At 63.8% G+C, this 25,640-nt stretch carries 23 protein-coding genes; 10 read left to right on the plus strand and 13 right to left on the minus strand.

All coding sequences use genetic code 11. The features are described 5' to 3' along the window. Nucleotides 1-607: 607 nt before the first annotated feature. From recQ to F8E02_RS08600, 3 genes are all read right to left on the minus strand, one after another. The gene (gene recQ / locus F8E02_RS08590; protein WP_317065076.1) at nt 608-2,422 is read right to left on the minus strand and encodes a DNA helicase RecQ; all 1,815 of its coding nucleotides are present in this window, start codon (nt 2,420-2,422) and stop codon (nt 608-610) included. 79 nt (nt 2,423-2,501) lie between these two features. Beyond that, nucleotides 2,502-3,608: an FIST signal transduction protein gene (locus F8E02_RS08595; RefSeq protein ID WP_317065077.1), complete on the minus strand. Its 1,107-nt coding sequence runs from the start codon at nt 3,606-3,608 to the stop codon at nt 2,502-2,504. A gap of 11 nt (nt 3,609-3,619) precedes the next feature. Then, nucleotides 3,620-3,799 carry a hypothetical protein gene (locus tag F8E02_RS08600; protein ID WP_317065078.1) on the minus strand — a complete coding sequence of 60 codons (180 nt, stop codon included), beginning with the start codon at nt 3,797-3,799 and terminating at the stop codon, nt 3,620-3,622. Nucleotides 3,800-4,000: 201 nt separating this feature from the next. Here F8E02_RS08600 and F8E02_RS08605 point away from each other — a divergent pair, with 201 nt between their 5' ends. Beyond that, the gene (locus F8E02_RS08605) at nt 4,001-4,180 is read left to right on the plus strand and encodes a hypothetical protein (RefSeq protein ID WP_317065079.1); all 180 of its coding nucleotides are present in this window, start codon (nt 4,001-4,003) and stop codon (nt 4,178-4,180) included. Between the two features lie 341 nt (nt 4,181-4,521). Here F8E02_RS08605 and F8E02_RS08610 read toward each other — a convergent pair whose 3' ends face one another. Beyond that, a complete protein-coding gene (locus F8E02_RS08610) occupies nt 4,522-5,202 on the minus strand; it encodes an endonuclease III domain-containing protein (RefSeq protein ID WP_317065080.1) in 681 nt (226 codons plus the stop codon). Continuing rightward, nucleotides 5,202-6,797, minus strand: a complete 1,596-nt coding sequence (locus F8E02_RS08615) for an NAD+ synthase (RefSeq protein WP_317065081.1) — start codon at nt 6,795-6,797, stop codon at nt 5,202-5,204. The genes F8E02_RS08610 and F8E02_RS08615 overlap by 1 nt, the downstream gene beginning before the upstream one ends. Nucleotides 6,798-7,009: 212 nt before the next feature. Here F8E02_RS08615 and F8E02_RS08620 point away from each other — a divergent pair, with 212 nt between their 5' ends. After that, the gene (locus F8E02_RS08620; protein ID WP_317065082.1) at nt 7,010-8,311 is read left to right on the plus strand and encodes an ATP-binding protein; all 1,302 of its coding nucleotides are present in this window, start codon (nt 7,010-7,012) and stop codon (nt 8,309-8,311) included. Nucleotides 8,312-8,320: 9 nt separating this feature from the next. Next, nucleotides 8,321-9,586 (plus strand): GNAT family N-acetyltransferase, encoded by a 1,266-nt coding sequence (locus tag F8E02_RS08625; RefSeq protein WP_317065083.1) that lies wholly within the window; start codon nt 8,321-8,323, stop codon nt 9,584-9,586. Here the strand turns inward: F8E02_RS08625 and F8E02_RS08630 are convergent. After that, a complete protein-coding gene (locus F8E02_RS08630) occupies nt 9,574-9,744 on the minus strand; it encodes a ubiquitin family protein (RefSeq protein ID WP_317065084.1) in 171 nt (56 codons plus the stop codon). The two genes, F8E02_RS08625 and F8E02_RS08630, sit on opposite strands and share 13 nt — an antisense overlap. A 295-nt stretch (nt 9,745-10,039) precedes the next feature. Between F8E02_RS08630 and F8E02_RS08635 the strand changes: the two genes are divergently transcribed. Then, complete coding sequence (locus F8E02_RS08635) at nt 10,040-10,537, plus strand: metallophosphoesterase (RefSeq protein ID WP_317065085.1); 498 nt, start codon at nt 10,040-10,042, stop codon at nt 10,535-10,537. A gap of 36 nt (nt 10,538-10,573) precedes the next feature. Here the strand turns inward: F8E02_RS08635 and F8E02_RS08640 are convergent, their stop codons facing one another. After that, nucleotides 10,574-11,875 (minus strand): hypothetical protein, encoded by a 1,302-nt coding sequence (locus tag F8E02_RS08640; RefSeq protein ID WP_317065086.1) that lies wholly within the window; start codon nt 11,873-11,875, stop codon nt 10,574-10,576. A 395-nt stretch (nt 11,876-12,270) separates the two neighbouring features. Continuing rightward, nucleotides 12,271-12,834, minus strand: a complete 564-nt coding sequence (locus F8E02_RS08645; RefSeq protein ID WP_317065087.1) for a CDP-alcohol phosphatidyltransferase family protein — start codon at nt 12,832-12,834, stop codon at nt 12,271-12,273. A gap of 772 nt (nt 12,835-13,606) precedes the next feature. Here F8E02_RS08645 and F8E02_RS08650 point away from each other — a divergent pair. Next, nucleotides 13,607-14,083: a pyridoxamine 5'-phosphate oxidase family protein gene (locus F8E02_RS08650; RefSeq protein WP_317065088.1), complete on the plus strand. Its 477-nt coding sequence runs from the start codon at nt 13,607-13,609 to the stop codon at nt 14,081-14,083. 63 nt (nt 14,084-14,146) lie between these two features. Further along, complete coding sequence (locus F8E02_RS08655) at nt 14,147-15,139, plus strand: hypothetical protein (protein WP_317065089.1); 993 nt, start codon at nt 14,147-14,149, stop codon at nt 15,137-15,139. Here the strand turns inward: F8E02_RS08655 and F8E02_RS08660 are convergent. Continuing rightward, nucleotides 15,129-15,650: a hypothetical protein gene (locus tag F8E02_RS08660; protein WP_317065090.1), complete on the minus strand. Its 522-nt coding sequence runs from the start codon at nt 15,648-15,650 to the stop codon at nt 15,129-15,131. The two genes, F8E02_RS08655 and F8E02_RS08660, sit on opposite strands and share 11 nt — an antisense overlap. A 137-nt stretch (nt 15,651-15,787) precedes the next feature. On the opposite strand from F8E02_RS08660, the gene F8E02_RS08665 reads away from it, so the two are divergent. Further along, on the plus strand, nt 15,788-16,678 hold the full coding sequence (locus tag F8E02_RS08665; protein WP_317065091.1) for a polynucleotide 5'-hydroxyl-kinase: 891 nt from the start codon (nt 15,788-15,790) through the stop codon (nt 16,676-16,678). A gap of 7 nt (nt 16,679-16,685) precedes the next feature. On the opposite strand, the gene F8E02_RS08670 is transcribed toward F8E02_RS08665, so the two are convergent. Both F8E02_RS08670 and F8E02_RS08675 read right to left on the minus strand, forming a co-directional pair. Next, nucleotides 16,686-17,936 carry an SLC13 family permease gene (locus F8E02_RS08670; protein ID WP_317065092.1) on the minus strand — a complete coding sequence of 417 codons (1,251 nt, stop codon included), beginning with the start codon at nt 17,934-17,936 and terminating at the stop codon, nt 16,686-16,688. A gap of 83 nt (nt 17,937-18,019) precedes the next feature. After that, on the minus strand, nt 18,020-19,027 hold the full coding sequence (locus tag F8E02_RS08675) for a phosphate uptake regulator PhoU (protein WP_317065093.1): 1,008 nt from the start codon (nt 19,025-19,027) through the stop codon (nt 18,020-18,022). Nucleotides 19,028-19,259: 232 nt separating this feature from the next. Here F8E02_RS08675 and pstA point away from each other — a divergent pair, with 232 nt between their 5' ends. The 3 genes from pstA to phoU are packed head-to-tail and all read left to right on the plus strand — an operon-like array spanning nt 19,260 to nt 22,703. After that, nucleotides 19,260-21,275, plus strand: coding sequence for a phosphate ABC transporter permease PstA (gene pstA / locus F8E02_RS08680; RefSeq protein ID WP_317065094.1), 2,016 nt, complete (start codon nt 19,260-19,262; stop codon nt 21,273-21,275). Between the two features lie 4 nt (nt 21,276-21,279). After that, nucleotides 21,280-22,044 carry a phosphate ABC transporter ATP-binding protein PstB gene (pstB, locus tag F8E02_RS08685; protein WP_317065095.1) on the plus strand — a complete coding sequence of 255 codons (765 nt, stop codon included), beginning with the start codon at nt 21,280-21,282 and terminating at the stop codon, nt 22,042-22,044. An 8-nt stretch (nt 22,045-22,052) separates the two neighbouring features. Beyond that, nucleotides 22,053-22,703, plus strand: coding sequence for a phosphate signaling complex protein PhoU (gene phoU / locus F8E02_RS08690; RefSeq protein WP_317065096.1), 651 nt, complete (start codon nt 22,053-22,055; stop codon nt 22,701-22,703). A gap of 16 nt (nt 22,704-22,719) precedes the next feature. Here phoU and F8E02_RS08695 read toward each other — a convergent pair whose 3' ends face one another. Continuing rightward, nucleotides 22,720-23,694, minus strand: a complete 975-nt coding sequence (locus F8E02_RS08695; protein WP_317065097.1) for a TIGR00341 family protein — start codon at nt 23,692-23,694, stop codon at nt 22,720-22,722. Between the two features lie 598 nt (nt 23,695-24,292). Beyond that, nucleotides 24,293-25,255 carry a sulfurtransferase gene (locus tag F8E02_RS08700; protein WP_317065098.1) on the minus strand — a complete coding sequence of 321 codons (963 nt, stop codon included), beginning with the start codon at nt 25,253-25,255 and terminating at the stop codon, nt 24,293-24,295. Between the last annotated feature and the right edge of the window lie 385 nt (nt 25,256-25,640).

Below are 25,640 nucleotides of genomic sequence, written 5' to 3' on the forward strand. Positions count from 1 at the left end.
ATGCCGAGTCGTTTGCACCGGGTCCACCGTATGTCTTATTCCATACCACAGAGATATCTACAGCGGCGGCACCGGCGATGGTCGCCAATGCCGAGGCTAACAATATGAAGATCAGAATTCTGCTCTTCTTTCCCATCACGTCAACTCCTTAAGCAGTTTGCCCGGGCAAGGCAGGTGTATCAGAACACGCCGGCGTCATTGCATTCGAGTCACGGCATACGGGTGGATGGGCGGCTATAGGCGGTCGTGTGAGCCCTTACGGGGCGGTAAGCGGGTACCTTGAAGGTTGCGTTATCGGTTGATCTTCTGTGAATCGGCGGTTGGTGCAGTTGCTGATACACCCCCGGTCTGCGAAGAAGGGATAATATTCTGAAATATATATTAATATCGATATATTTTTAGTGGGCAGGATTGATCCACCGTCTGTTCCACAGATATACTCCTCTCCGGTACCTGCCGGAAGTGCGACCACTGCAACCCACCGTCCGGTTCTTCGTCATCCCCTCCGGCTTCGCCGGCTCCTGAACGCTCCGTCCTCTTGGGACACCGCAAAAGAGTCATCGGATACGCAGCAAGACGGGAAAGAGGGAGCCGGGACGGCCGCTCATCACCCGCGGCGTCGCTTCGGCCCGGCCCCCTGCCCGGCACAGTGCTTCTCGATGGCGTCGAGGAATCTCCTGCCGTAACGCTGCAGTTTCGCCTCGCTGACGCCGGAGATCCGGAGGAGCTCGACGCCGCTCGCCGGGCGGCGTCTCGCCATCTCCCGCAGGCTCCGGTCATTGAAGATGACGAACGGCGGCACGTTCTCGAGGTCGGCGAGGACCTTCCGAAGACTGCGGAGCCTGGCGAAGAGGGCCTCGTCGTAGTCCTCCTCCGCCTCCGCCGCGACGACGCCCTCTGGCTGTGGCTCCGTGAGCGGCACCGCGAGACCGCCGCCCGTCACCGCCCGGCTCCGGTCGTTCAGTACGACGACCGGATAGCGGCCTCCGGTCGACGCGACGAACCCTTTCCGGACCATCTCCTGGATGAAGAGGAGCCACTGATCGCGGGTGTAGCCCCTGCCCGAGCCGTAGGCGGGGAGGGTATCGTGCCCGTTCTCGCGGATCCTCGCGGTCTTCGCTCCGCTCAGGACGTCCGCGATGTAGGATGCCCCGAAGCGCTCTCCTGTTTCGCGGATGCAGGCGACGATCGCCGATGCGGCCTCCGTCCCGTCAAAGACCTGGACCTGCGTCTCGCACCGGTCGCACCCGCCGCACCGATCTCCAGGGTAAGCCTCGCCGAAGTAGGCGAGCAGGAACTTCCTCCGGCACCCGGTGGTCTCGCAGTAGTCGAGCATCGCTCCCGCCTTCCGGTAGGCCACGTCCTTTATGCCCGCATCGGCAGACTCCTTCTCGATGAGGAACCGGATCATGCCGTAGTCGCCCCGGCTGTAGAAGAGGATGCAGTCGGCCGGGTCCCCGTCCCGCCCCGCCCGCCCGGTCTCCTGGTAGTAGGACTCCAGGTCCCTGGGGAGGTCGGTGTGGATGACGAACCGGACGTCGGGTTTGTCGATCCCCATCCCGAAGGCGATGGTGGCACAGATGATCGTGGCGTCACCGTGGGAGAAGGCTTCCTGGTGCTCCGTGCGGACGGTCTCAGGTAGGCCTGCATGGTAAGGGAGCGCTGAAAAACCCTTGCTCCGGAGTTTCGTCGCGAGCGTCTCGACCCCCTCCCTCGTTGCGGCATAGACGATCCCGGCGTCGTCCCGGTGCTCGTTCAGGTAAGCGACGAGTCTCGGGAAATAGCGGGCTTTGGGCACCACCCGGTAGGTGAGGTTCTTGCGGTTGAAGCTCCCGACGAACCGGACCGGGCTCTTCAGGGCGAGCTCTGCAACGATGTCGTCCTGGACGGCGGGGATCGCGGTCGCGGTCAGGGCGATGACCGGGACCCGCGGGAACCGCTCCTTGAGCACCCGGAGCCGGCGGTACTCCGGCCGGAAGTTGTGGCCCCACATCGATATGCAGTGCGCCTCGTCGATGGCGATGAGCCGGACGTCCGCCCTTGAGAGGAGCGAGAGGAATGCCGGCTGAACGGCCCGTTCCGGCGAGACATAGAGGAGCCGGATGCGGCCTTCGAGGATGACCCGCTCGATGATCTTCTGCTCCCCGTAGCCGAGCGAGCTGTTGATCGTCGCGGCCGCAACGCCGTTTGCCCGTAGGCTGTCGACCTGGTCCTTCATCAGGGCGATGAGCGGGGAGACGACGACCGTCAGCCCCTCAAAGACGAGCGCCGGGAGCTGGTAGCAGAGGGACTTGCCGCCCCCGGTCGCCATGACGGCGAGAACATCCTTTCTGGCAAGCACGGCATCGACGATCTCCTCCTGGTGGGGGAGGAACGAGGTGTAGCCGAAGTATCTCTCAAGAATGCTGTGTTTTGTCTCCATCGCGCCACGTAGTCCGGTTTGCCGGTAGGGTTGGACCGGGGCCGGGATAGCGTTTGCCGTCCCCGGCCAAAAAAAGAGGTTATTTGAAGATGAGCATCGTCGAGGTCTGGTTGATGTGCCCGATGTACTCCTCGCCGTAGGTGGAAAACCCGATCGTCGGGATATCGGTGAATATCGACCCGTATGCCTCTTCCTGCCCTTTTTCCTCGAGTTCCAGCGCCCTCAGGATGCAGTGGAAGTTGATGAGGGCAGAGGCTCCGCCCAGCTGTCGGACTTTCTCGTCGACGGCCCTGCGGGTGTCTTCGACGATATCCGTGGCTTCCAGCAGCGCGAGTTCCATTCCCTCCTTGACCTTACAGTAGAAGAGGATGCCGCCGCCGTCGATCTGCCGGGGACTCCTGACGAAGAAGTCGTCACCGGTCACGAGTCCGACCGGGTTGTGCATGAACCTCTTCGGCGCATCCTCGACGGAGACACCGAGCGCTCTCGCGTACGCGAGGACCGCAGGCATCCCGTTGAACTCGATGACCTCGCGCCGTTCCTCGTTCACTTTCGTCGGCACGAGGACGGCATCCAGGGTCCGGAAACTCTGGGTCTTGATAATGTCGAACTCACCGGCGGGTTTCAGGAGCGCGAGCACGGCAGCGCCGGTATATGCCGCCCCGTTCAGGTAGACATGGGTAGACTGAAATTTGAGGTCGTCACCTGCAGAGCCACCGATGAACGCCACGTCGGTCAGGTCTCCGAGCCGGTCCATTACCTGCTCCTCGGCACCGCTCAACCCGTCGATCAGGATAACCCCCACGTATTTCTGGAAATCGAGCTCCCTGAGCGGCGTACCGATACCGCCTTCGAGCCCCCTGACGGCATCCGCAAGTGCATCAGGAGAGGTTATGTCGGTGACGGCACTGCAGGCGACACCCTCGATAGTGCCCTCGTCAAACGCCATGGCAACAATCGAGTCCTTCATAACCCGGCCGCTGGTGATCTCCCCGGCGGTCGAGCAGCCGATGACCTGAGCTCCAGGGAATGCATCGTGCATCGCTCTGCCGATCGACGCCGGGTTGTACCGGGAGGATGCGAAGAAGAGCACCAGCCGTGGAGAGATTCCGCTGCACTGATCCCTGATTTCGTCGACAGCCTGCTCGATCGATAGTGCCGTTGTAGAAGCGGTAGTAACGCTCATGAAAAAACCTCCTAGATCTCTACGCCCATATCCCGGGCGATCTGCCTGAGTTCTGCAATCTTTGCCGGATCGTCCTCGGACTGTGATGTCCAGCGTTCGGGGCTGTATCCCTTGATGATCAACTTGGTACGGGTCGTATTCTTCAATGTTTCGTTTCCGTTGGACCGTTTTTCGATGATTGTTTCAATCATGCGCTTGATTTTGCCTACCATAACTAAAATAATGGAACGTGAGGCGGTTATTTAACGATTGCCATTCCGGGCTGGGTAAACAGAAGCTGCTAAACCTGCACCAGTAGAACTCTTCAGCGCTCCCCTGTTGTCCGACGGCTCCACGCCACCCCGATCCGATCGATCAAAGCGCATATCTGTCCGGGCGTATGACGGATGAGTATGAAGAACGTCGATATGACGATCGAGGGGAGCATCCTCACCATACGCGTGGACCTCGCAAAAGAGTTCGGTGAGTCAAAGAGCGGAAAATCGATCACGGTCGCCTCCACCGAGGGCAACGTCTCGGTGCCGGAGCATGAGGATATCAAGATCGGTCTGAACATCTACCGGAAGAAGTGAGCAGGCGTTGAACCCCCCTGCACCCGGTGGCGCCCAAGTTTCACACTTCGCAACTTCGGGTGAGCCAGTGACTGTAGGCGGGAGAAGTTTCGCGCGAAGTGCGAATTGCGAGTCGCGATGGTCCATCAGGACCGGAGCGTGAGAAGCCTTCAGGTTTCGAGTCGCGATGGTCCATCAGGACCGGAGCGTGAGAGGCCTTCAGGTTTCGAGTCGCGAAAGACGCGAAGATATGGGTGGCTAGCAAAGATACTGACTTCGCGTCTTCGCGCCTTCGCATGAGATAACAGTTGTAAGGGGACGGGATTTCGCGTGAAGCCGCGAGATGCGGCCGCCCGTCCCCATCACCCCCGCGCGCCGGCGCACGCGAGCGTATCCCCGATCGTCCGGATCGGACAGCGGCCGCAGATCGGCGTCTTTCTGCAGACCGTGTTCCCGAGGAAGACGATCTGGGCGTGGTATTCGTTGAAGAGCGTCACGTCGGGCGCGAGGCTCTCCGTAAAGAGGCGCTGCATCTCGTCATATGACGCATCCTCGGGAATGAGGCCGTAGCGCGAGAATATCCGCCGCGTGTAGGCGTCGACGACGAAGACCGGCTTTTTGCAGGCATACAGCAGGATGGAGTCCACCGTCTCTTTTCCGAGTCCCCTGACCGCGAGCAGACGCTCGCGCAGGGCGTCGGTCTCCACGGCGGCCATCACCGCCGGGTCCGCCTCGAACTCCGCGGCGTAGACCCGGGCGAACTCCCGGATCCGCCCGGCTTTCTGGTTATAGAACCTGGACGGGACGATCAGGCGGGCGATCTCGCCGGCATCGGCCGCGGCGAGCCGGTCCGGGTCGAGCATCCCGGCGTCCTCCAGGTTCCGGACGGCCTGGGCTGCGTTCGTCCAGGAGACGTTCTGGGTGAGGATCGCCCCGATCATCGTCTCGAACGGCGTCTTCGCCGGCCACCAGTGCCGGTGGCCATGAGCAGCCAGGAGAGCGCCGTAGATCGCGAGCAGGTCTTTCGTGAGGGGCGCCGCCATCAGCGGGCGTCCCCCTGCCACCAGGGCCTCGCAGCGATCGGCATATGCCAGTCGGTGCTGAACGCCCGGCCGGTCACCCTGAGTCCGGGCGCAGCCTGCCGGCGCTTGAACTCCGTCTGCCGGATCATCAAAAAGACCTGGTAGACGGTCGCCGCGGGATACCCGGCGGCGACGATCTTCTCGGGCGACTCGAAGCAGTCGATGTGGCGGTGGAGGATCGCGTCGAGGAGGTCATAGGGGGGGAGGCTCTCCTGGTCGGTCTGGCCGGGCCGGAGCTCCGCGGAGGGGGGCTTCTCGAGCACCCGGCCGGGGATGACAGGGCGTTCCCTGTTCAGCTGTCTGGCAAGCCGGTAGACCATCCCCTTCGGGACGTCGGCGATCACCGAGAGCCCTCCTGCCGTATCCCCGTAGAGAGTGCAGTAGCCGACCGCGGCCTCCGATTTGTTCCCGGTGGAGAGAAGCATGGAGCCGAACTTGTTCGAGAGCGCCATCAGGACCGTCGCCCGGATCCTCGCCTGCAGGTTCTCCTCGGTGGTGTCACGGGGCCTGCCGGCAAAGACCCCCTGAAGGGCCCCGTCGAACGCCTCCATCATCGGGGCGATCGGGATGCACTCCACCCGGATGCCGAGGTTCCCCGCGAGTTCCTGGGCGTCCTCGACGCTTGCCGCGGAGGTGTAGGGGGAGGGGAGGAGCACGCCGAGGACGTTCTCCGGACCGAGCGCCTCGACGGCGATCGAGGCGACGAGCGAGGAGTCGATCCCGCCGGAGAGGCCGAGGTGAGCCGAGGTAAAGCCGCACTTGTGGACGTAGTCGCGGGTGCCGAGCACCAGCGCCTGCCAGATCTCGGACTCCGGTGCCGGGGCGGCAGGAGCGACCGCCTGCGGTGTGGGACGGGCGAGGTCGACGTTCACGACGTCCCCGGCGAAGGCCGCGCCGCGGGCGATGAGGGTCCCCCCGGCGTCAAAGGCAGAGCTCCGGCCGGCGAAGATGAGGTCGTCGTTCCCGCCGACGAGGTTTGCCGAGAGGATGGGGACGCCGTTCTCTTTTGCAAGGCGGGAGAGCGCCTCCTCCCGCCGGGCGGGAGCGCCGGCGGCAAACGGCGGTGCGGCGAGGTTCACGATCGCCTCCCCGCCGCCCCGGACCTCCTCGCCGATACAGACCCCGATCGTCCTTTCGCCGAGGCGGAAGACCTGCGGGGTCGGGGCCGCCGCCTCAAAGTAACGGCCCTCATCGAGGATGCCGGAAGAGAGGCGGGCTTTGCGGAACGTCTCCTCCACCACCCCGCCCCGGAGGAGGGCGGCGGCGTTGTAGAGCGGTCGGCCTCTCCCGGAGAGGTTCGGCTCCGCAAAGCCGACGAGGACCGGCGGCGCGCCGGCAAGGTCGGCCGCAAGGTCCTCCAGGACGGAGAGACCCCGCTCTGCAAACCCTCTCTCGAGGAGCAGGTCCCGGGCGGGGCAGCCGGGCAGGGAGAGTTCGGGGGTCACGATCAGGTCCGGCCGGAAGCGGGACGCCTCCTCGACGCCCGCCGCTATCCGGTCGGCGTTGCCGGAGAGGTCGCCGACAACCGTATTCACCTGGAGGAGCGATATCTTCATGGTTTCTCCCGGTTAGTTCGATCAAGTATGGCGGAACGAAGGGCATATGCCTTTGCATGACCCCGTCCCCGGGGAAGGGACACAGGAGGAGCCGGCGGGCCCGTCCGCGCCGCCACATCGATCAGATCCATTTTAAGGCGCCGGGACCAAAGCGCCTTACAGGAACCATGCCGAACACGCACCGTAGAGCAGCACTCCCGGCAGGAGCGAGCATGCGGCCTCTCCTGCTCGCGGCATCGGCCGCAATCGTCTTTGCCGTGAACGCCGCCGGGCTTTTTGCCGGGATCACGATCGTCCTCCCGCATCTGATCTACCTGCCGATCGTGCTTGCCGCCTACTGGTTCCCCCGCCGCGGCATCGTCTTCTCGCTCGCTCTCGGCCTCGGCTACCTGGCGATGGCCCTGCCGTTTGCCGGCGGTGAGCCCGGCGTGATCGTCTCGGCGCTCTCGCGGGCGGCGGTCTTCGTCGCCGTCGGTGCGGTCGTATCCTTCCTGACCCTGAGGCTCCGGGAGCAGGAGGAGCGTTACCGCGGGATCTTCAACAACTCCGAGGCGGCGACGTTCCTCATCGCACCTGACGAGACCGGGCCGCGCATCGAGGAGGCCAACTATATGGGCACCGCCCTGCTCGGCTCCCGGGAGAGAGACCTGGTCGGCGAGCCGGTGACGCGATTTTTCGAGGATCCGGGAGCCTGGGAAGAAGTCCGGGCGCGGGTTTTCCGCGATGACGCCATCTACGGCTACGAGACGAGCCTCCGCCGCACGGACGGTGCCGCCGTCCGGGTGCTCGTATCGGGCGGCCGGCTCCCCGACGGGCGGGTCATCCTCACGCTCGTGGATATCACCGCCCGGAAGAACGCGGAGGACGCTCTCCGCGAGGCGAACACCAGACTCAACATGCTCGGCCGCCTCACCCGGAACGACCTGATGGCAGCGGTATCCGGCCTCCTCGGACGGATCGGCGGCGGCATGCAGCAGTTCCGCGACCCTGTCGTCCGCCGCTACTTAGACGACCTCTGCGAGGACGCCCGGCTCGTGCAGCGCCGTGCGGAGATCACCCGCGACTACCAGGACCTCGGTCTCCGGCCGCCGGCGTGGCAGCCTCTCCAGGAGGTCGTCCGGGGGGCGGCGTCGCAACTGCCGCTCCACGAGGTATCGGTCCGAGCCTGGGTGGAGCGGGTCGAGGTCTTCGCCGACCCGATGCTTGAGAAGGTCTTCTCGAACCTGATCGAGAACGCGGTCCGCCACGGGAAGACCGTCTCGCAGGTCGTCGTCACCTACCAGCTCCGGGACGACGGGCTCGCGGTCTACGTCGAGGATGACGGCGTCGGTATCCCCGAGGCCGGGAAGGAAGAGATCTTCGCCTACGGCATCGGCGGGGGAGGCGGGCTCGGCCTCTTCCTCGTCCGCGAGATCCTCTCCATCACCGGCATGACGATCCGGGAGACCGGGATGCCCGGCGAAGGGGCGAGGTTTGTCATCCACGTGCCGCCGGACGGATACCGGATCGTGTGAGGCGAGAGCATGTTTACGAAGGTGCTTATCCCGACCGACCTTTCCGTTGCCTCGATGAGCGTGGCCCAGCGGCTCCGCGAGATCCCGGGTATCCGTGAGGTCGTCCTCTTCCACGCCCGGGTATCGGCCGGCTCCCTGCCCGGTGAAGGGGTGCTGCGCGGGGTGCAGGAGGCGCTCGCGGCACAGGGCTTCTCCGTCGAGACGGTGATCGAAGACGACGACGGGAGAGGCGTTTCGGAGAGGATACTCCGGGCCGCTGCCGGGACGGGTGCCGACCTGATCGCGATGGGCGTCAGGGACCATGGCCTGCTCTGGAACCCCTTTGCGGGGAACGTCGCGGCCGCCGTGCTCCGGGAGGCCCGGGTGCATATCCTGATCGCCCCGCAGTCGGGAGGAGGGGGGCCGCCGCTCTTTGCGCGGCTCCTGGTCCCGACCGACCTCTCGCCGCCGGCGCCGGAGATCCGCTCGATCCTGGAACGTCCTGCCGGCGACGGAGCGGCGGTGCTCCTGCACGTCGTCGAGCCCGGAAGCGCGGTGACCGGGCAGGAAGCAGGTACCCGGCTTGCTCTCCTCAAAGACGGCCTGACTCCCTCCGGTCGCGAGGTTCGCACACTGGTAAGAACCGGAGACCCGGCCCGCACCATCTGCGCCGTGGCGGACGAACTTGGTGCCTCCGCAGTCGTCATCCCGCGCATCGGGAAGCGCGACGCCCCGGGGAACGTCTCGCTCGGGAGCGTCACCGCCGCCGTCGCGGGCTGCGCAAAACAGCCGGTGCTGGTGATCTCGGCCCCAACCGACCTGCGGATAGAAGCGCGGGAGCTCAGGAGCGATGAGTTCGCATTTGCCGAGGAGATCTGGACCGATTACCACCAGTTAAAAGCGGACCGGAAGACCGATCGGATCTTCGGGGTCTTCGCGGACGGCACCCTCGTCTCCGTTGCCCGGTGCCGCCGGCATCCCGACGGCTACGAGGTCGACGGGGTCTTCACACCCGCCCGGTTCAGGGGAAAAGGGTATGCCCGGAGGGCGATGGACGCGCTCGTCGAAGCGTGCCAGCACGACACCCTGTACATGCACTCGGTCCTGAACCTCGTCGAGTTCTACGGGATGTACGGGTTCGTCTCGATACCCGAGAGCGATCTCCCGCCGACCATCCGGGCGAGGTTCGCGTTTGCCCTCGGCGAGATGGAGGGGGCAAACGTCCAGCCGATGCGCCGCGTCGCCGGGCCGTTCAGAAGAGGAGCCCGGGACGGCAAAACGCCTCAGTCGTCGTAGATTGTCGGCACTTCCGCATCGTCGTCGCAGTTGTCGGAGTACGGGAGATCAATGACAACCGCGCCGTCCTCAAGGATGTCGCCGATCTCGATAGACACCCCCGCAGGGAATTCACGCTCTTCTGTGCTGCCGTCGGGATACCTGATATAAGCCCACATGCTGTACCTCCATGAATCCATTCTTCTCTCAGGGCTCCCGGTACATCGTATCCGATGCACTCCGGAGCATGCTCCTATTCCAGTATCAGACAATAGCCCGATAAAGAGCTTCCGGTGTAAATGGCCTGAGTATATACGCCTATTCGGGAATTGTGGGGGTTATTGTGCGTGAAGGCGCACGGCGGGACGGAGAGAACGCGGTATATCCCGCACCATCGGCAGGCGGGGCGGCACCCTGCCCCCGGGTCGTTACGCAGCCGTCATCTATATCGTGACGGCGGCAAGGTAGTGATCCATGCGTATCGGGATCCTCTCCGACACACACGACAACCTCGGGGCGGTGGATGCGGCCGTGAGGCAGCTCAACAGCGAGCGGGTGGACCTGGTCCTCCACGCGGGAGATTACGTCTCGCCGTTCGTCATCCCCCGGCTCGCGAACCTGCACTCGCCCATGATCGGCGTTATGGGGAACAACGACGGCGACCACAGGCTCTTATCGGAACGGTTTGCCGAGCACGAGGCACTCAGCCTGCGCGGAGGCTTTGCCGCCGTAACCGCAGGCGGCATGACCATCGGGCTGCTGCACGGCGACGACCGTGAACTCCTGCAGGCGCTCATAGGGCAAAAGGCCTTCAACGTCGTGGTCCACGGCCACACCCACCGCGCGGAGGTCAGGGAATTCGGAGCGACGCTCGTCATCAACCCCGGAGAGGCCTGCGGTTACCTGACCGGGCAGCCGACCATCGCCGTGCTGGACACGTCGGGCCGGGACGTGGAGCTGCTCTCCCTCTGATCGGACGGGGGAGGGTCAAAAAAAGCGTCGTGCGGGTTATACCGCACTCGCGTTGCCGGCCTCTCTCTCGAGGCCCCATGCGGGAGTGCCGGCATACCCGAGTTCCGCCCTGAGTGTCGCCCCGGAGACCTCGAAGGTCGCGGGCACGTCGAAGTAGAGGTAACCCTTGAGTGTCTGATACCGGTCGAGCATCTTCCGATCGAAGGACTCTCCGAGCGATGTGAACGGGGGGGCCTCGAGAGGCGCATACGTCATCCCGTGCTGTTCGAGAACGAATGCGTCCCGTCCGGGTGTCTCGATGGTATAGAGGTCGGAGTCACCCTTGTGGCCGAGGTTGGTCGCCTTGACGGCGACGAGGAAGAATGCACGCCCCTCGTCCGCCTCGTTCATCACCATCGAGCCGTTGACGGCGGCAGTCTCGTACTTCTTCACGACCCTCGCCGAGTCCGCGAGCAGCGAGATCATGTTCTCTCCCGGCTGGTCGTCGTAGGTGTATCGTTCCCCGATACGGAGGGGCTCCGTGGGCGGTGCGGCCGTTCCGGTGCCCGTCCGGGTCCTGGACGTCTCCACCGTCAGGACGGTGGCGTCCGACGTGGAGCTCCCGGTGTCGATCGGCTGTACGGAGACGGCCTGCCGGCTGACCGTTTCAAGGTTCCCGGACGCTGTCGCCAGGTCCCTGAGAGCCACCGGAACCGCCTCTTCCTTCGTGGCAGCCGTTGAGTCGAGAAGCGTCTGGCTCGCCGTGGTGTATGCCGAGAGCGACCTGATGAACTCGTCCTTGACGGGCTGCTGGCCAGAGGAGACCTGGAGCGGCTGCACCTCGGCAAGCAGCCTGATGGAGAGCGCGTGCAGCCCGTCCGCGGCTACGGCGGCGGCGTCCGCATCCTGCATGTAGAGGGCATGGGCGTGCTCCATCGAGAGCCGCATCAGGCTGATGCCGGCGGTGTTGATCAGTCTCGCCAGCCGCTCGTCGTCGTACCCGCCTGTCCCGCCGGAGGGTGTCCCGGCCAGGGGAGCCGGATCGACAGGTTCGCTGCCGGTCTCCGGATCGGCGGGGGTCACCGTCTCCATTCCGGTGGGAAGGTCGGGAGACCCGGTATCCAGGGGGGCCGCGGGTGCATCGGAGATCTCCTCCTCGTCCGGGAGTGCCGGGGAGCCGGATGGTCCGGATCCGTTTCCGGGTGCCGTCAGGTTGCTGAACGGGGAGAGAAACAGCTCCCCTGACTCCAGCACCTGAAGCCCCTGGCCGGAACCGGCAACGGCCGGTACGGAGAGGAGGAATCCCGCGCAGGCGGCAATCCCTAAGAAAATCAGAGCGTTTGCATGGTGCTTGCTCATGCGCATTTTTCTTTTGATTAATATATATAAACATTATTATATTTTCTGTTTGGAAAAAGGGCCCCGGAGAGGAAACTGTTTCCGCTGCAGGCTGATGCCCGTCTGTCGTGGGCTTGCGAGAATGGACCGTTTGAAGCGGCCCGAGCGCGGCAGAATACCTGTAGTGCGTCTTCAAGAGATCCTTTTGCACCTTTAGTCACAGGAGGTATTCACGGGGGGATTGCTATTAGCCTGCACTACGAGGGCTGTGTCGGTCATATAGGATCCGCACCGCCCTTTTTTGGTTGATAGTTATCTCTATGGGGTGTCTTATCGATCCAATCCCTGTTTTTGCCGGTTCACTCAGCAATAATTGTAGCATGCAGAGCAGGCATGCACCAGCCGACTTCCCGCAGTCACTCCTCCCGAACGGTTTTACCGACGCTTTCCGTGATTGGAGTTTTGTTGCGGTGAAACCGGGCAAAGAACAATATGCGGCTCGAAAATGACGCGGCCGCGAATGCTACAAAAGCGACTTCTACGACTTCAAACGTCGTGCCTATGGGAAAGAGCAGTGTGGCGGCTATAGCGATGTAGAGGAAGCTCCCGAAGTATTTGCCCACGGGGTCTATGATTTGCACACGATGCAGACTCGTCAACACGAACTGGGCATAGGAGAACAGGATCAGGATTAAAACCCAGGCCGGGTAGAGGCCGTGCGCATAGAATAGTGCGAAGGAGCCCATTATCAGGGCGAAGTCGGCTGCTGAGTCGAAAAACGTGCCCATTTTGCAGGCTACGCCGAGTCTCCTCGCCAGATAGCCATCCGCAAGGTCGGTTGCGCACAAGAAGAGAAAGAACGGAAGACTCAGCAGAGAGTTCTGGCTCATCAGAAATAACAGAAGGGGGAGGGCGGCAATGCGGACTGCCGAGACGGTGCTGGGGATAGCTGCGTATTTTCGCATCTTTTCCACGCTCACAGCAGAACGCTGCTTGCGGCCGGGTAAGGTTTGTCGGTGATGTTTCCGCCTCTGAAGATCGTAGTGACTCCGTAGACTGTGCTGTTTCCGCTCTGGATGATGTTTCGCATGGCCTGTCGGTAGTTGAGCGGATCAATGCCGCCGCCCGCGGTTACTATGGCGGTTTTTGCTCTATCCCGGTTACCGGCACGGTGAATGTAGTTGGCTGGCGTGGGGTTGAAGTCATATCCGGGCCATGTCGGCAGCCGGTGATTGGTACTTTATCGACTTACAGAGTTATTTCTACCCACCAGCCTTCGGATGCCTGATTGTTCAGATACGCAGGCAACGTCGCGCGTAAAGGAAATTAATCCGGGGCGGTAAATATAGCTACTGGCTCAACATCTCTGAAGCGTACCCGGGACCCCGGGCTTGTCTTTACTCTTTTCTCCCGATAACCTCTCTTCGCTGCTATTTCTGGAACGCCCTTGCAATCGCGGTTGTGAGATGCTCATAACTCACGATGAATGACGCCGGGACCTTTCGCCTGGTCGATCGCCATGCTCGCAGCGTATCTCGGAGCACTGAAGACGTTTCAGTTCATGGACACGGTGCAACGATGAGCACGGCTCCGGCGATGAGGAGAGATGTTATGGAGCACTACCGGTAATGACGGAAGGTTCTTGCTGTCAGGGCGACGGTAAACAGGGATTTTGCCCGCACAGGACAGAGTAAGCCCGCCGGGGGAAATCTATATGTACTCGTACAGGTTACCGGGATAAGAGGATGCCTGATGGAGATCGTGAAGATCCCGAGTATGGATAAAGCAGAGTACGATAAACTCATCGCAGAGAGTTTTCTCAGCCGTATTGCGTTCCAGGGCGGTAAATACCCGTATATCGCCCCGTTCCTGTATGTCTTCGACGGGAAGTTCCTCTACTTCCTCGCGACCAAGTACGGCAGGAAGAACGACCTCTTCCGGCAGCACCCCTATGTCTCGGTCGAGATCGAGAAGTACTCGAGCGATATGTCCTGTTACACCTTCGTGACGATGCAGGGCTACCTGGTGCAGCTTGAGGACGCCATCGAGAAGAAACTCATCCGGGAGAAGTTCGTGAGCATGATCCGGGCGCACAACCTCTCGCAGAATATCCTTGCCGCGCTCGGCCACAAGCCCGAGGAGCCGCTTGAGGCCATCGCTTCCGAAGAGCGCTCGAATATCTGGAAGCTTACCGGCGTGACGGACATCGTTGCGTTGAAGAATTTATAATTCCTTTTTGCCGGGGTCCCGCCGGGGCGGAACCATTATGGTTCCGGCGGGTGTGGCAGACCCATGGCACCCGGACCACGCCTGACGCTCGTCGCTCTTCTCGTCGCTCTCCTCGGCGTAATCCCCGCTCTCGCCCACGTCCCCCTCTTCCCTCAGGACGGCTCCTCGCCGGAGTCGGCGATCGTCATCGAGGACCCGGCAAAGTCCTGGGCGATCTACGGCTCGCTGCCCGAAGGCCCCGCTGTCCGGTACTATCGGTTCCAGGTGGAGGAGGGGGAGCGGATATATGCGACCCTCCAGGTCTCCCGGGCCGGAGAGTTCGTCCCCGGCATGGTGCTCGCGGGGCCGCTCATCGAGACCTCCGGCCCCGTCCCGCCCTACGTCGCTGTCCCGGAGGGCGCCGGCGCCACGGCGGTTCCGGGGAGCCTTCCGGAAGAGGCGGAGTATGAACCGTTCACGCCGTCGAGACTCTACCCGGTCGCCCGGATCGATACGACGGCACCCGCGGCCGGCGACTACACCCTCGCGGTCTACACGGCCGGGCCGGGTGGGAACTATACTCTCGCGCTCGGCTTTGTGGAGTCGTACACCCTTACGGAGTGGATACGCGTCCCGGTCGACCTCGTCCGCATCCACCGCCACGAAGGGCAGTCCTACCTCCTGATCTTCGCCCCGATGATCGCCGTCATCGCCGTGGGAGCCTGGCTGATCTTCCGTCGGCGCGGGGACCTCTCCCTCTTTGCGCTCTCCGGAGCGGCCGCGGGTCTCCTCTTCATCGGGGGCGGCGCCATGACTCTCTCGCAGACGGTTATCGCGGCCATGGGGACGGCCCCCGGTGCCGCCGTCATCCTGACCCTCGCCTTCGCGCTCGCCCCCATTCTCCTCGGCGTCCTCTCACTCCGGGTTGCCCTCCACGAACGGGTCGGAGCGTGGGAGCGGGTCGCCATGGCGGTGCTCGGCATCCTCGGCCTCGCCGTCTGGGCGGGGCTCGTGGTCGGCCCCCTGCTCGCCTTCGCCGCCGCCCTCATGCCGGCGGGCCGCGGCATCACTCGATGAGCGGCTCAAGCGTCGTCCTGGCCGCGTCCACCAGGGCGGCGAGCCCTTCCGGCGTGGCGGTGCCCCGCTCCATCCAGCGGATGATACCACGGCCGTCGAGGAGGTAGATGTGGGCGAGCGACGGGTCGCCGATCGCGTACGCCCGCCGGCACTGTTCGATATCCCCGGGTATGGTCAGCACCATATCGTGCTGCGCCGGGGGAACGCCGCCGCGCAGCCCCCGGCCGATGCTCTCGGCAAGGGACCTGCCGACAAGGCTGTCGCCGACGACCGCCACGAGGTAGGTCTTCACCCGGGATTCTTCGGTGAACGCCCCGGCAAAGGGCCCGCGCCCTGGCTCCGTTATCGGCCCTGCGGATTCGAGGAAGACGAGGACGATGAGCGAGATCTCCCCCTCCGCGTCGTCGGGGAGGGTGACGACCCGGCCGGTGAGCGACGTGGCGAGGAGGGTGGGGAACGTCCTCCCGAGCGCTGCGGGCACCGTCTCCGTGGTTGCTGCCGTTCTGTGCATGGCCTGCGGGTGGCGGGCACTCCTGATAAATCCTCTCCCCGGCACCTGGCGGCCGGAAGAGAGCCCGCGGATCGGGCCGGAGGGGCGTTCCGTCAGGAACTATACCTATGAGCCGCAATATCCTCTTCCGGAAGTTTATGATCAGGATCGGAGACGGATGGGAGGAACTCGCCGCGACGCTCGCGACGGGCGAGGGTCCGGAGCGGGTGTATGTCGTCGGGCGGACGGACTGCGGGAAGACGACGCTCTGCCGCTACCTCGTTGAAGCGGCCGCAGCCCAGGTGCGGACCGCGTACGTCGACTGCGACACCGGGCAGTCCCGGCTCGGCCCGCCGACGACCGAGGGGATGGTCCTCTATCCCGGCGCGCCGGAGCCGCCCGGCCGGCCTTATCTCCGGTTCGTCGGCTCGACCTCGCCGGGAGGCCACTTCGTCCAGACGCTGACGGGGGCAAAACGCCTCGTCGAGATGGCTGCCGAGCTCGGGGCCCGCGTGGTCGTCATCGATTCGCCCGGTCTCGTCGCCGGCGGGGTGGGCACCGAGTTCCAGGTCCAGATGATCGACCTGCTCCGTCCCACGCGGATCGTCGCTCTCCAGCGAGGGCGGGAACTGGAGCGGATCCTTGCGAACTTCGCCCGGCACTCCGGGATCACGACTCACCGCCTCCCCGTATCCCCTGCGGCCGTCTCCCGGCCCCCTCTCGGACGGCGGCGCTACCGCGAAGAGCGTTTTCTGGCCTATTTTGCCGGTACAACCCCGCAGGAGGTCGTGCTTGAGGGGCTCGGCCTCCAGGGCCGGGTCCCCGACCTGAGAGCCCCCCGCGGGGTCGGGGGGAGGCTCGTCTCCTTCAACGACCCGGAGAACTTCAGCCTCGCCCTCGCCCTCGTCCGGGAGATGCACCCCGGAGGTCGCCTGATCGAAGTTCTGGCCCCGGCCTTCGACCATGCCGCCGCCGCATCGGTCCGGTTCGGCTCGCTCTCGCTCGACCTCGACGCGGAACCCGGCTCGATGGAGTCCTTCCGGCCCTGAGCCACCCTTATACCGGGAGGAGCGAGAGGAAGAGGACGTAGACGGCGGTCTGGGCGACGGTGAGCGGGACGCCGATCCGGGCAAACTCCCCGAACGTCAGCGTCTCCCCCTCCTTCTCCGCGCCCTGGATGATGATGACGTTGCTCGCCGCGCCGAGGATCAGCATGTTCCCGGCGATGGTGCTGCCGGCCGCAAGCGCCATCATCCCGACCGTGGAGGCGCCGAGGTGCTCGAGGACCGGGAGGGAGAGGGCGACGAAGGGGACGTTCGAGACGAACTGGGAGACGACGACGCTCACTACGGCGATGACCGGTACGGCGGCAAGATCGAGCGAACTTCCCTCGATAAGCGGCTGGAAGAATCCCGACTGCCAGACGCTTGCCATGAGGACGAAGAGCCCGGCGAAGAAGGCCAGCGTCGGCCAGTCGATCCGGCGGACGAGCTCAAAGCGCCGCCCGCTCCCGGCAAGGACGGGTATGGCCGCAATGACCGCGATCCAGGTCAGCCTGATCTCGATATCCGGGATGAAAACGGCCGCGGCGACCTTGACGCCGATCAGGAGGACGAGCAGGACGAGCGAGAGACGGGCGAGGGCCGCGAGGGCGGGATCGCAGATCTCCTCGTTACGGTGGACCAGCGGGGCCGCGTGGAACTCTCCCGGGAACGCCCGGCAGAGGAAGGCGTAGGCGAGCAGGAGCGAGATCGCCGTCGGGACGGCGAGGTAGAGAGGGAACGTGACGAACGGGTTCTCGATCCCGTCCGAGAGCGCGATGAGGAGGTTCTGCGGGTTCCCGATGGGGCTTGCGGTGCTCCCCGTCGTGACGGCGAACGCGAGTGCGAGCAGGAGGAGTTTTGGGGAGATGCCGTGCCGGCGGGCGAAGTAGAGCATCAGCGGGGTGCCGACGACCGCGAGCGTGTCGTTCATCAGGAGCGCCGAGAGCACGCCGGCGCCGACGAGGATGAGGAGGACGAGGCTTTTCACCGACTCCGCCCGCGCGAAGAGGCGGTAGGAGAGGTGGTAGAGGTAGCCGCTCGCTGCGAGCGCCTCCCCGATCACGAACATGAAGAAGAGGAAGAGCATCACGTCGAGGTTGATCGACGCGAGCGCATCCTGTGGCGTGATCGCCCCGGCCGCGAGGACCGCGCCGGCCCCTAGAAGCATCACCTGCCAGATCCGGAAGTTAATGCCCCCGATCCTCCGGACGGCGATCAGGAAGAAGACGACGGTGAGGACGACGATCGGGACGAGGCTGCTCACGGTATCACCGGCAGAAGGGATATCCTGATCGAGGTTTTGCTCTCCGCCCGAAAAAAGGGATCACCGGGAGGCTTTTTGCCCCTTCAGGCTTCCTGCCCGACGATATGGTTGATGACGTTTTCGCAGATGTCCCCGGAGTACTCTCCGATCCGCCGGATGCTGTCTGCGATCTGCCCCACGGGGATCGCCGCCACCGCCTCGGATTGGAGCGCACGGGTGTTGATCTCGCGGGTCCTCTCCTCGAGGTCGCGCACCTTCTGGAGCGTCGCGTTCGCCTTCTTGAGATCGCCCGTGTGGAACGCCTCCATGCTCCACGTGAAGATCTCGAGGGAGAGCGTGCTCGCAGCATCGATGAGATCGAGCGTCTCCGGATCGGGGTCGAATTCTATCAGGATGAGAGCGTTGTATGCCACCCGGGTGGCATGGTCGGCTATCCGCTCGATGATCCTGCTCACCTGGAAGTAGTATGCCGCCTGGTTCACCGGGATGCCCATCCGGCGCGAGAGCGTGGTATCGGTCAGGATAAGGTTGTCCTGCCGCGCGACGAGCCAGTGCAGCCGGTCCACCTCCGTATCCCGGTCGATGACGCTCCGGGCAAGGGCCGCATCGCGCCCCCTCACCGCGGCCACCGCGTCCTGCTGCATCCCCCGTGCCAGAACGTGCATCCTCTTGATGGTGTTCTCAAACGGCATCTCTGCGGGGTTGAGGAGATCCTTGATCGTTATCGAGGAGTCCGTCTCGCCGACAACCTCCTGGCCTATCGCCATCTGCGTGAACTCCCTGACGAGCTGCAGGACGAACGGCGGCAGCCGGCCTTTCGACTCGATACGGATAGCCGTAAACCCGGTGATGTACGCACCGACGAGGAGGCGGAGCAGGTAGGTGCGGTCCGTCGTGGCGCCGACCTCAAAGACCCTGGTCCGGCGGACCGCCTCCCCGTCGATCTTCGGGGTGATCAGGAGCGAGCCGTCGGGCTGGACGATCAGTCCTACCGGGTCGTTCTTCTGGATGTTTGCCGATTTTATCCACTGTTTGGGCAGGGATACGATGTACGACGAGCCGCCGGTTATCTGAACCTTTCTGATCTCCATGGGTCGGTACGCGTTGGTGCCGTGACGATATATATGTTCGGGGCAGTATATACCGCCCTATCTTTTATGGTGATTACATATACCGGTATAGTCTCCTTCGGAAATGCCTATCCTGCCGGCAGACCCAGACAACAGGTATTGCCCGGTTGCCGGAAGACGGCAGGGAGTTCGGTCCGTTACCATGAACAGAGGAGACAACGATCCTATCATGCCCCTCCCTTCAGGCGGCAGTATGCCACTCCACGCGGAGGGGGAGACCGGGTTCTATGACCCGGCCGCCTTCACCCGCCCCGGGGTCGTGCGGGTGCCCGAAGATCTGCCCGCCCCGCGGATACCTCTCTCCCTCCCGGTGAAGGTCCGGCGGATCCGCGAGGGAGCCGCAAGAACGCTTCTCTTCTGCACGGCGGTCTCTGCCGTCGTCGCCGTCTTCTTCATCTTCCTCTTCCTCGCCATGAACGGCTACCCGATCTTCGAGCAGGCCGGGGCATGGCACTTCCTTGCCGGCGACGTCTGGAACCCGACAGGAATGACGCCGTCTTACGGCATCTTCCCCCTGATCGCCGGCACCCTTCTCGTCACGCTCGGTGCGATGGCGCTCGCCGTCCCGTTCGGGATCGCGGTCGCCGTCTTCATCGCCGAGCTCGCGCCGCCACGGGTCCGCGCGGTCGTGAAGCCCGCCGTCGAACTTCTTGCCGGGATCCCTTCGGTGGTCTACGGTTTCTTCGGTCTCATCATCCTGACCGACTGGATCCGCGTCTCCTTCGACGTCGCGTCCGGCGAGACCTGGCTTGCCGGCTCCATCCTGCTCGGCATCATGGCGCTCCCCACGATCGTCAGCGTCTCGGAGGATGCGATCAGCGCCGTCGCTCAGACGTACCGGGAGGGGTCGCTCGCCCTCGGCGCGACGCACTGGCAGACGATCGCAGGGGTCGTGGTCCCGGGCGCGCTCTCCGGCATCACTGCCGCGATCATCCTCGGGATGGGACGGGCGATCGGCGAGACGATGGCGGTGATCATGGTGACGGGCAACGCGGGCGTTCTCCCCGATCCCCTCTGGAACGTCCTCTCCCCGGTCCGGACGCTCACCGGGACGCTGGGTATCGAGATGGGCGAGGTCGCCGTCGGCAGCTCCCACTACCACGCGCTCTTCGGGGTCGCAGTCGTCCTTCTCGCGATCACCCTCGGGGTCAACCTCCTCGCGAGACAGATCCTCGCGCGGGTCGGCGAGCGGCATACGGCGACCGCGGCCTGCGGGGTCCGGAGGGGGAGGCGCAACGTGGCCGGACCTTATGCCTATGCGGTCGCCGGCACCGTCGCGCTCATCCTCCTTGCAGCGGCTACAGGCGTCCTGGTTGCCGCCGTCGTCGCCGTGCTGCTTCTCGTCGCGGCATACGTCCGGCGCAGGATCTCCCCCAGGACCGGGCAGAAGATCGCGTTCGGGCTCCTGTATTCTGCCGCGGGCGTCGTCCTCTTCGTGCTCGGGGTGATCCTCTTCGATATCGTCTACAACGGCATACCGGCGATCTCCTGGGAGTTCCTGACCGCCCCGCCGAGCAACCTCGGCCGGGCGGGCGGCATAGGACCTGCGATCGTCGGGACGCTCTACCTGGTCGGGGGCGCCATCCTCTTTGCTCTCCCCGTCGGCATCGGTGCAGCGATCTACCTCCAGGAGTACATCCGGGAGGGGCGCATCACCAGGATCATCAGGGCGGGCGTCGACCTCCTCGGCGGCACGCCGTCCATCGTCTTCGGCCTCTTCGGGTTCGCGTTCCTGGTGCTCTACCTGAACCTCGGAGTGTCGCTGCTCGCCGGCCAGATCACGCTGGGGCTGATGGTCCTCCCCACCATCATCCGGACGACCGAAGAGGCACTAAGAAGCGTTCCCGGCGGTATCCGGGAGGGGAGCCTCGCCCTCGGCGCGACGCCCTGGCAGACCATCCGGCGGGTCGTCCTCCCGCCGGCGGTGCCGGGAATCCTGACCGGCACCATCCTCAGTATAGGGCGGGCTGCAGGAGAGACCGCGCCGATCCTCTTCACTGCGGTCGTCTTCTCGCAGCGGTTCCTCCCCACGTCGGTGATGGAACCGGTGATGGCGCTCCCCTACCACCTCTTCATCCTGGCGACGAGCGTTCCCGGGGCGCGGGAGAACCAGTACGGGACGGCGCTGGTCCTTCTCACGCTGGTGGCGGCCGTCTACCTGGTCGCGATCGTCGTCCGGAACCGTTGTCAGCAATCTATCCGGTGGTGACCACATGCAGAACGAGAACAGTATCCTTACGACAGAACACCTGAACCTCCACTACGGTGAGAGTCATGCTCTCCGCGACGTATCCGTCTCCATCCCGCGAAACCGGGTCACCGCCCTGATCGGGCCGTCGGGGTGCGGAAAATCGACCCTCCTGCGCTGCTTCAACCGGCTCAACGATCTCGTCGAGGGCGCCAGGATCGACGGCAGAATCCTCTTTGAGGGGGGGGATATTCACGCCCCCGACTGCGACGTCGTGGACCTGAGGAAGAGGATCGGGATGGTCTTCCAGAAGCCGAACCCCTTCCCGTCGTCCATATACGACAACGTCGCCTACGGGCCCCGCGTCCACGGCATCCGCGACAAAAAGAGACTGGACGAGACCGTGAGAGAGAGCCTCGAGAGCGCCGCGCTCTGGGACGAGGTGGCCGACCGGCTCCACGGGTCCGCGATGGGCCTCTCCGGGGGACAGCAGCAAAGGCTCTGCATCGCGCGGACACTTGCGGTCGGGCCGGAGATCATCCTCATGGACGAGCCCTGCTCCGCGCTCGACCCCATCGCCACGGCAAAGATCGAGGACCTCGTCAACGACCTCAAGGACCGCTACACGGTCGTCATGGTGACCCACAACATGCAGCAGGCGGCCCGGGTCAGCGACGTTGTGGGGTTCATGTATCTTGGGAGACTCGTGGAGTTCGGACCGACCGGTCGGATCTTCGAGAGCCCGCAGGAGGAACTGACCAACAACTACGTGACCGGACGTTTCGGGTAGAAGGTAATATGGCTGACAAATTTCACGAAGAACTCAAAGACCTCAAGAACCTCGTTCTCGAACAGGGGGCCTTTGCGTACGGCATGCTTGCGGATTCCATAATCGCCCTGCAGAACCGCGACCCCGAACTTGCCGGGCAGGTGTACGAACGAAAGACGGAACTCGCCGACCGGAGTCACGCCATCGAAGAGGCGGCGCTCCGCCTCATCGCCCTTTACCAGCCCATGGCACGCGATCTCCGCGCTATCGTCTGCGCGCTCCGGATGAACTTCGCACTCTATCGTATCGGCCGGTACGGGAAGGATGTCGCACAACTCGTGGACGTACTCCCGGCAAATCCCCCTCCCGCGAACTTGATGAGCCTGCCGCACATGGCCGACCTGGTCTGCGGCATGGTCGACGACGCCCTCAGGGCCTACCGATCCGAGGATGTCGGGCTTATCGTGGGCATGTCGGACCGGGACGACGTCGTGGACAACCTCAGGTACACAATCTTTCGCGAGAGCATCACGCACATGATGGAAGACCCGCAGAAGATCACCCGGTGCATCGACTACGTGATGATCGCCCGTTACCTGGAGCGTTGTGCCGATCACGCCTGCGACATCGCCGGACAGGTCTGCTACATGGTCACCGGGAGAAGGGTGGACGTGAAGTGATGGGGCGGCCGGGCCGCTATATCCACATGAACGTCGTGAGCCAGAGGAGCAGGGCGAAGAGGATTATGGTCGTTACGACCGACCATTTCCGGTACCGCCGTGCGACTGCCTTTTCGTGCGGGCGCCGCGGTTCTATCTTCAGCAGGGCCACGGCGACCAGTGCCCCCGCCATCAGCCCGACGATCTGCCCGATCACCAGCAGCGCTGAAGAGAAGAGCTGGATGGGATCGAGTATCTGGATGAACCCGGCCACCACGGTCGGCGGGATGATGGCGGCAGCGATGGCGACGCCGGCAATCACCTCCGTCGTGCCCTTGTTGAACGCCACTGCCGCCGCGAAGCCGAGAAGCACAGCCATCAGCGTGTAGATGGGATTCAACACGAGGCGCGTGGTGATCTCGTCGGTCGGTCCGAGCGGCATGACGAGACTGATCAGGAAGGTGGCGACGGCGGCAAGGACGAAGACGCCGAGAAGCAGCGCCGCCAGCACGCCGATGCAACGCAGGGCGTCCTGGATCATGCCCAGAGCGGCGTAAACGGCGAACCCGTAGATCGGGCCCATGATCGGGGAGAGGAGCATCGCCCCGATGATGATCGTCTCGTTGTCAAGCAGCAGCCCGGAGAGGGCGATCAGCCCGGCGATGGACGTCAACGCCAGTTTGTCGAGGTCGAGGGTTTCGTATCCTTTTATGGTGTCGAGCAGCTTCTCGACCGGCGTCGTCTCCTCCTGCCCGTCGACATCCTTCTCGAAGCGTTCGAGAAGCGAGGAGACGACGAAGTCCGGAGACGAGACCTCTATCATGTTCTCGGGATGCTCGAGGTCCAGTTTGTCGCGAATCTTCTCGATCAGGTTGTCGAGGTTCTCCTCGGGTGTGTAGGTGGTGATCTCGTAGACGTCCTGCACGAGGGATATCGTGTAGCGGAGACCTTCGAGAGCGTTCTCTACATCCCGGCGCCCGTCTTCCCGTACGTGTACGACGACCTTCTTCATGATCCGCGCAGGTGCCTGCTGCCGGTCCCGGCGACTGAAGATCCCGGTCCGTTTTTTAACGGGGTTCGCTCCGGAGTAACGTGCCATAAGCCAGCGGGAGCGAGGCTCCGCAACACGGCGGTATGGGGGAGGAGATGGTCGTGGTCCCGGCCACGGGGGTGTAATGCGGCAGGTGAAATTAAACTATCCCGGGCGCGCAGGGGAGCAGGACGATCCGGGATCGGCCGGCCCTCATGGAGACGAGGTTGCGGAGGACTGTCGCGGTCCCGGACAGCAGTGGGCCAGCAGTGGGCGGGAACGCATCTTGCCTGGAAATGGTTGCCGGGGATAGGCCTGCCTGTCCGGGAGGGTCGAGAGAGTGAGCGAACCGGAGGTCGGTCCCGGAGAGGATACTGTTGGAGATCGGAACTACGGGGGTTACCGGAAGAAATGCGGTTTAGAGAGAAGAGGATGCACAAAAAGACGACGTCAAGGGGGGAAGTGTCTTGTGCGGATCCAAATCTCTCTAGGTCTACTTGGTCTGTAGGGGCATATAATAATTTCCCTTTTTAAAAAGGGGAAAATAAAGGTTTTGACCGGTTGCCCGGGCATTTGCGGTTTACCGTGGTAAAGCCGCCTCAGCTCTTGCCGCTCGCGGCTCGGGCCCCTCTACGACCGGGTTGTCCGGATACGCCGACCACTCGGTGAACGAGCCCTCGTAGAGCCGGACATTGGGGTAGAGATAGAGCCATTTCAAGAGGACGAACTCGTTCGTGGCCTCCCGGCCGGTCCCGCAGGTGCAGATGACCGTCCGGGTCCGGTCGACGCCGTGCTCCTCGAGCATGATATCGAGGTCTGCATTCGGCTTGAGCAGCGCCGGGTTCCCATCGTCCATCAGGCTCCTCCAGGGCAGGCTGATGGCACCGGGGATGTGCCCCCTCATCCGCCAGGGACCCTGTCCTTCATAAACCTTCGCCGGTCGCGCATCGAGCACGACTACATCGTCGTTGTCCTTGATCCGCCGGAACTCGTCGTACCTGATAGCATACTCCTCGCGAGGCTCGGCAGTGAACGAGGACGGTTCGACATCGGGGAACTCCTGCGAGAGTTCCCCGCCCGCACTCTTCCAGTGATCGATCCCGCCGTCGAGGATGTACACCATATTGTGGCCGTACTTCGCGAGCGAGTAGGCCATCATCGTCTGTCCGAGCCCTTCGCCCCTTCCGGAGAACGCGCCCTTCCCGGTGTAGACGACGACCGGCGAGTCCGCCTCGATTCCCGCGCGCCGGAAAGACTCCTGGATGCAGCCGGTCGGACTGTAGGATGTCGGAAAACCGCGGTTGGAGACCCGCAGGATTCCCTCTGTCAGGTAAACGGCGCCGGGGATGTGCTCCTGGATGTAGTCGTGCACGTCCGGCTGGACGTCGACGATCCTCAGGTCGGTGTCGTTTATGTGGTCGGCAAGCCAGTCCGCGGTCACCAGTTTGACCTTTCCGTCCCCGCGGGGGTAGGGAACATTCTGCCGGTCGCTCATCGCCTGCAGGCGCTCCATGCCGCCGGAGGTAAACATCTTCTCTTCCATTCTCATCACCCCATACGTGGTATTCTCACCGGATGCCGGTGAGCGTGGCCTCACTGCGGGCCTGAGACCACATATACCTTGTGCAGGATCTGGTGAGGGCTGCCGGGGTCCGATGGTGGGGAGTGGTGCGCGCCCGGGGATGCGCCTGCCCGGGAAGGCGCGTCTCTGGGAGGGTGGTGGGCCCTGGTGTCGCCGATATCAATGCTTTGCTGGAATGTTTGAAGCAGTCCGCCCGAAGATCAAACCATTGACTTCCCTTGCACCTTCGGTGCTCAAACTCCGGACGGAACGTCCGGAGCTTTTCGCGGCTTCGCGGCTTCGCGTGAGGTTCTATCGCTATCCGCACCGATTATCTCACGCGAAGCCGCGAAGAACGCGAAGTCCG

The sequence above is a fragment of the Methanoculleus caldifontis genome, assembly GCF_032842345.1.
GTDB lineage: Archaea > Halobacteriota > Methanomicrobia > Methanomicrobiales > Methanoculleaceae > Methanoculleus > Methanoculleus caldifontis.

What these genes read in the sequence shown, in the direction of transcription:
- F8E02_RS08610 (WP_317065080.1), bottom strand. Translation starts at nt 5,202, where the DNA reads ATGGCGGCGCCCCTCACGAAAGACCTGCTCGCGATCTACGGCGCTCTC.
- F8E02_RS08605 (WP_317065079.1), top strand. Translation starts at nt 4,001, where the DNA reads ATGAAGAACGTCGATATGACGATCGAGGGGAGCATCCTCACCATACGC.
- F8E02_RS08640 (WP_317065086.1), bottom strand. Translation starts at nt 11,875, where the DNA reads ATGAGCAAGCACCATGCAAACGCTCTGATTTTCTTAGGGATTGCCGCC.
- recQ (WP_317065076.1), bottom strand. Translation starts at nt 2,422, where the DNA reads ATGGAGACAAAACACAGCATTCTTGAGAGATACTTCGGCTACACCTCG.
- F8E02_RS08695 (WP_317065097.1), bottom strand. Translation starts at nt 23,694, where the DNA reads ATGAAGAAGGTCGTCGTACACGTACGGGAAGACGGGCGCCGGGATGTA.
- F8E02_RS08615 (WP_317065081.1), bottom strand. Translation starts at nt 6,797, where the DNA reads ATGAAGATATCGCTCCTCCAGGTGAATACGGTTGTCGGCGACCTCTCC.
- F8E02_RS08625 (WP_317065083.1), top strand. Translation starts at nt 8,321, where the DNA reads ATGTTTACGAAGGTGCTTATCCCGACCGACCTTTCCGTTGCCTCGATG.
- pstB (WP_317065095.1), top strand. Translation starts at nt 21,280, where the DNA reads ATGCAGAACGAGAACAGTATCCTTACGACAGAACACCTGAACCTCCAC.
- F8E02_RS08660 (WP_317065090.1), bottom strand. Translation starts at nt 15,650, where the DNA reads ATGCACAGAACGGCAGCAACCACGGAGACGGTGCCCGCAGCGCTCGGG.
- F8E02_RS08600 (WP_317065078.1), bottom strand. Translation starts at nt 3,799, where the DNA reads ATGATTGAAACAATCATCGAAAAACGGTCCAACGGAAACGAAACATTG.
- F8E02_RS08650 (WP_317065088.1), top strand. Translation starts at nt 13,607, where the DNA reads ATGGAGATCGTGAAGATCCCGAGTATGGATAAAGCAGAGTACGATAAA.
- F8E02_RS08630 (WP_317065084.1), bottom strand. Translation starts at nt 9,744, where the DNA reads ATGTGGGCTTATATCAGGTATCCCGACGGCAGCACAGAAGAGCGTGAA.
- F8E02_RS08655 (WP_317065089.1), top strand. Translation starts at nt 14,147, where the DNA reads ATGGCACCCGGACCACGCCTGACGCTCGTCGCTCTTCTCGTCGCTCTC.
- F8E02_RS08635 (WP_317065085.1), top strand. Translation starts at nt 10,040, where the DNA reads ATGCGTATCGGGATCCTCTCCGACACACACGACAACCTCGGGGCGGTG.
- F8E02_RS08700 (WP_317065098.1), bottom strand. Translation starts at nt 25,255, where the DNA reads ATGGAAGAGAAGATGTTTACCTCCGGCGGCATGGAGCGCCTGCAGGCG.
- F8E02_RS08595 (WP_317065077.1), bottom strand. Translation starts at nt 3,608, where the DNA reads ATGAGCGTTACTACCGCTTCTACAACGGCACTATCGATCGAGCAGGCT.
- pstA (WP_317065094.1), top strand. Translation starts at nt 19,260, where the DNA reads ATGCCACTCCACGCGGAGGGGGAGACCGGGTTCTATGACCCGGCCGCC.
- F8E02_RS08665 (WP_317065091.1), top strand. Translation starts at nt 15,788, where the DNA reads ATGATCAGGATCGGAGACGGATGGGAGGAACTCGCCGCGACGCTCGCG.
- F8E02_RS08675 (WP_317065093.1), bottom strand. Translation starts at nt 19,027, where the DNA reads ATGGAGATCAGAAAGGTTCAGATAACCGGCGGCTCGTCGTACATCGTA.
- F8E02_RS08620 (WP_317065082.1), top strand. Translation starts at nt 7,010, where the DNA reads ATGCGGCCTCTCCTGCTCGCGGCATCGGCCGCAATCGTCTTTGCCGTG.
- phoU (WP_317065096.1), top strand. Translation starts at nt 22,053, where the DNA reads ATGGCTGACAAATTTCACGAAGAACTCAAAGACCTCAAGAACCTCGTT.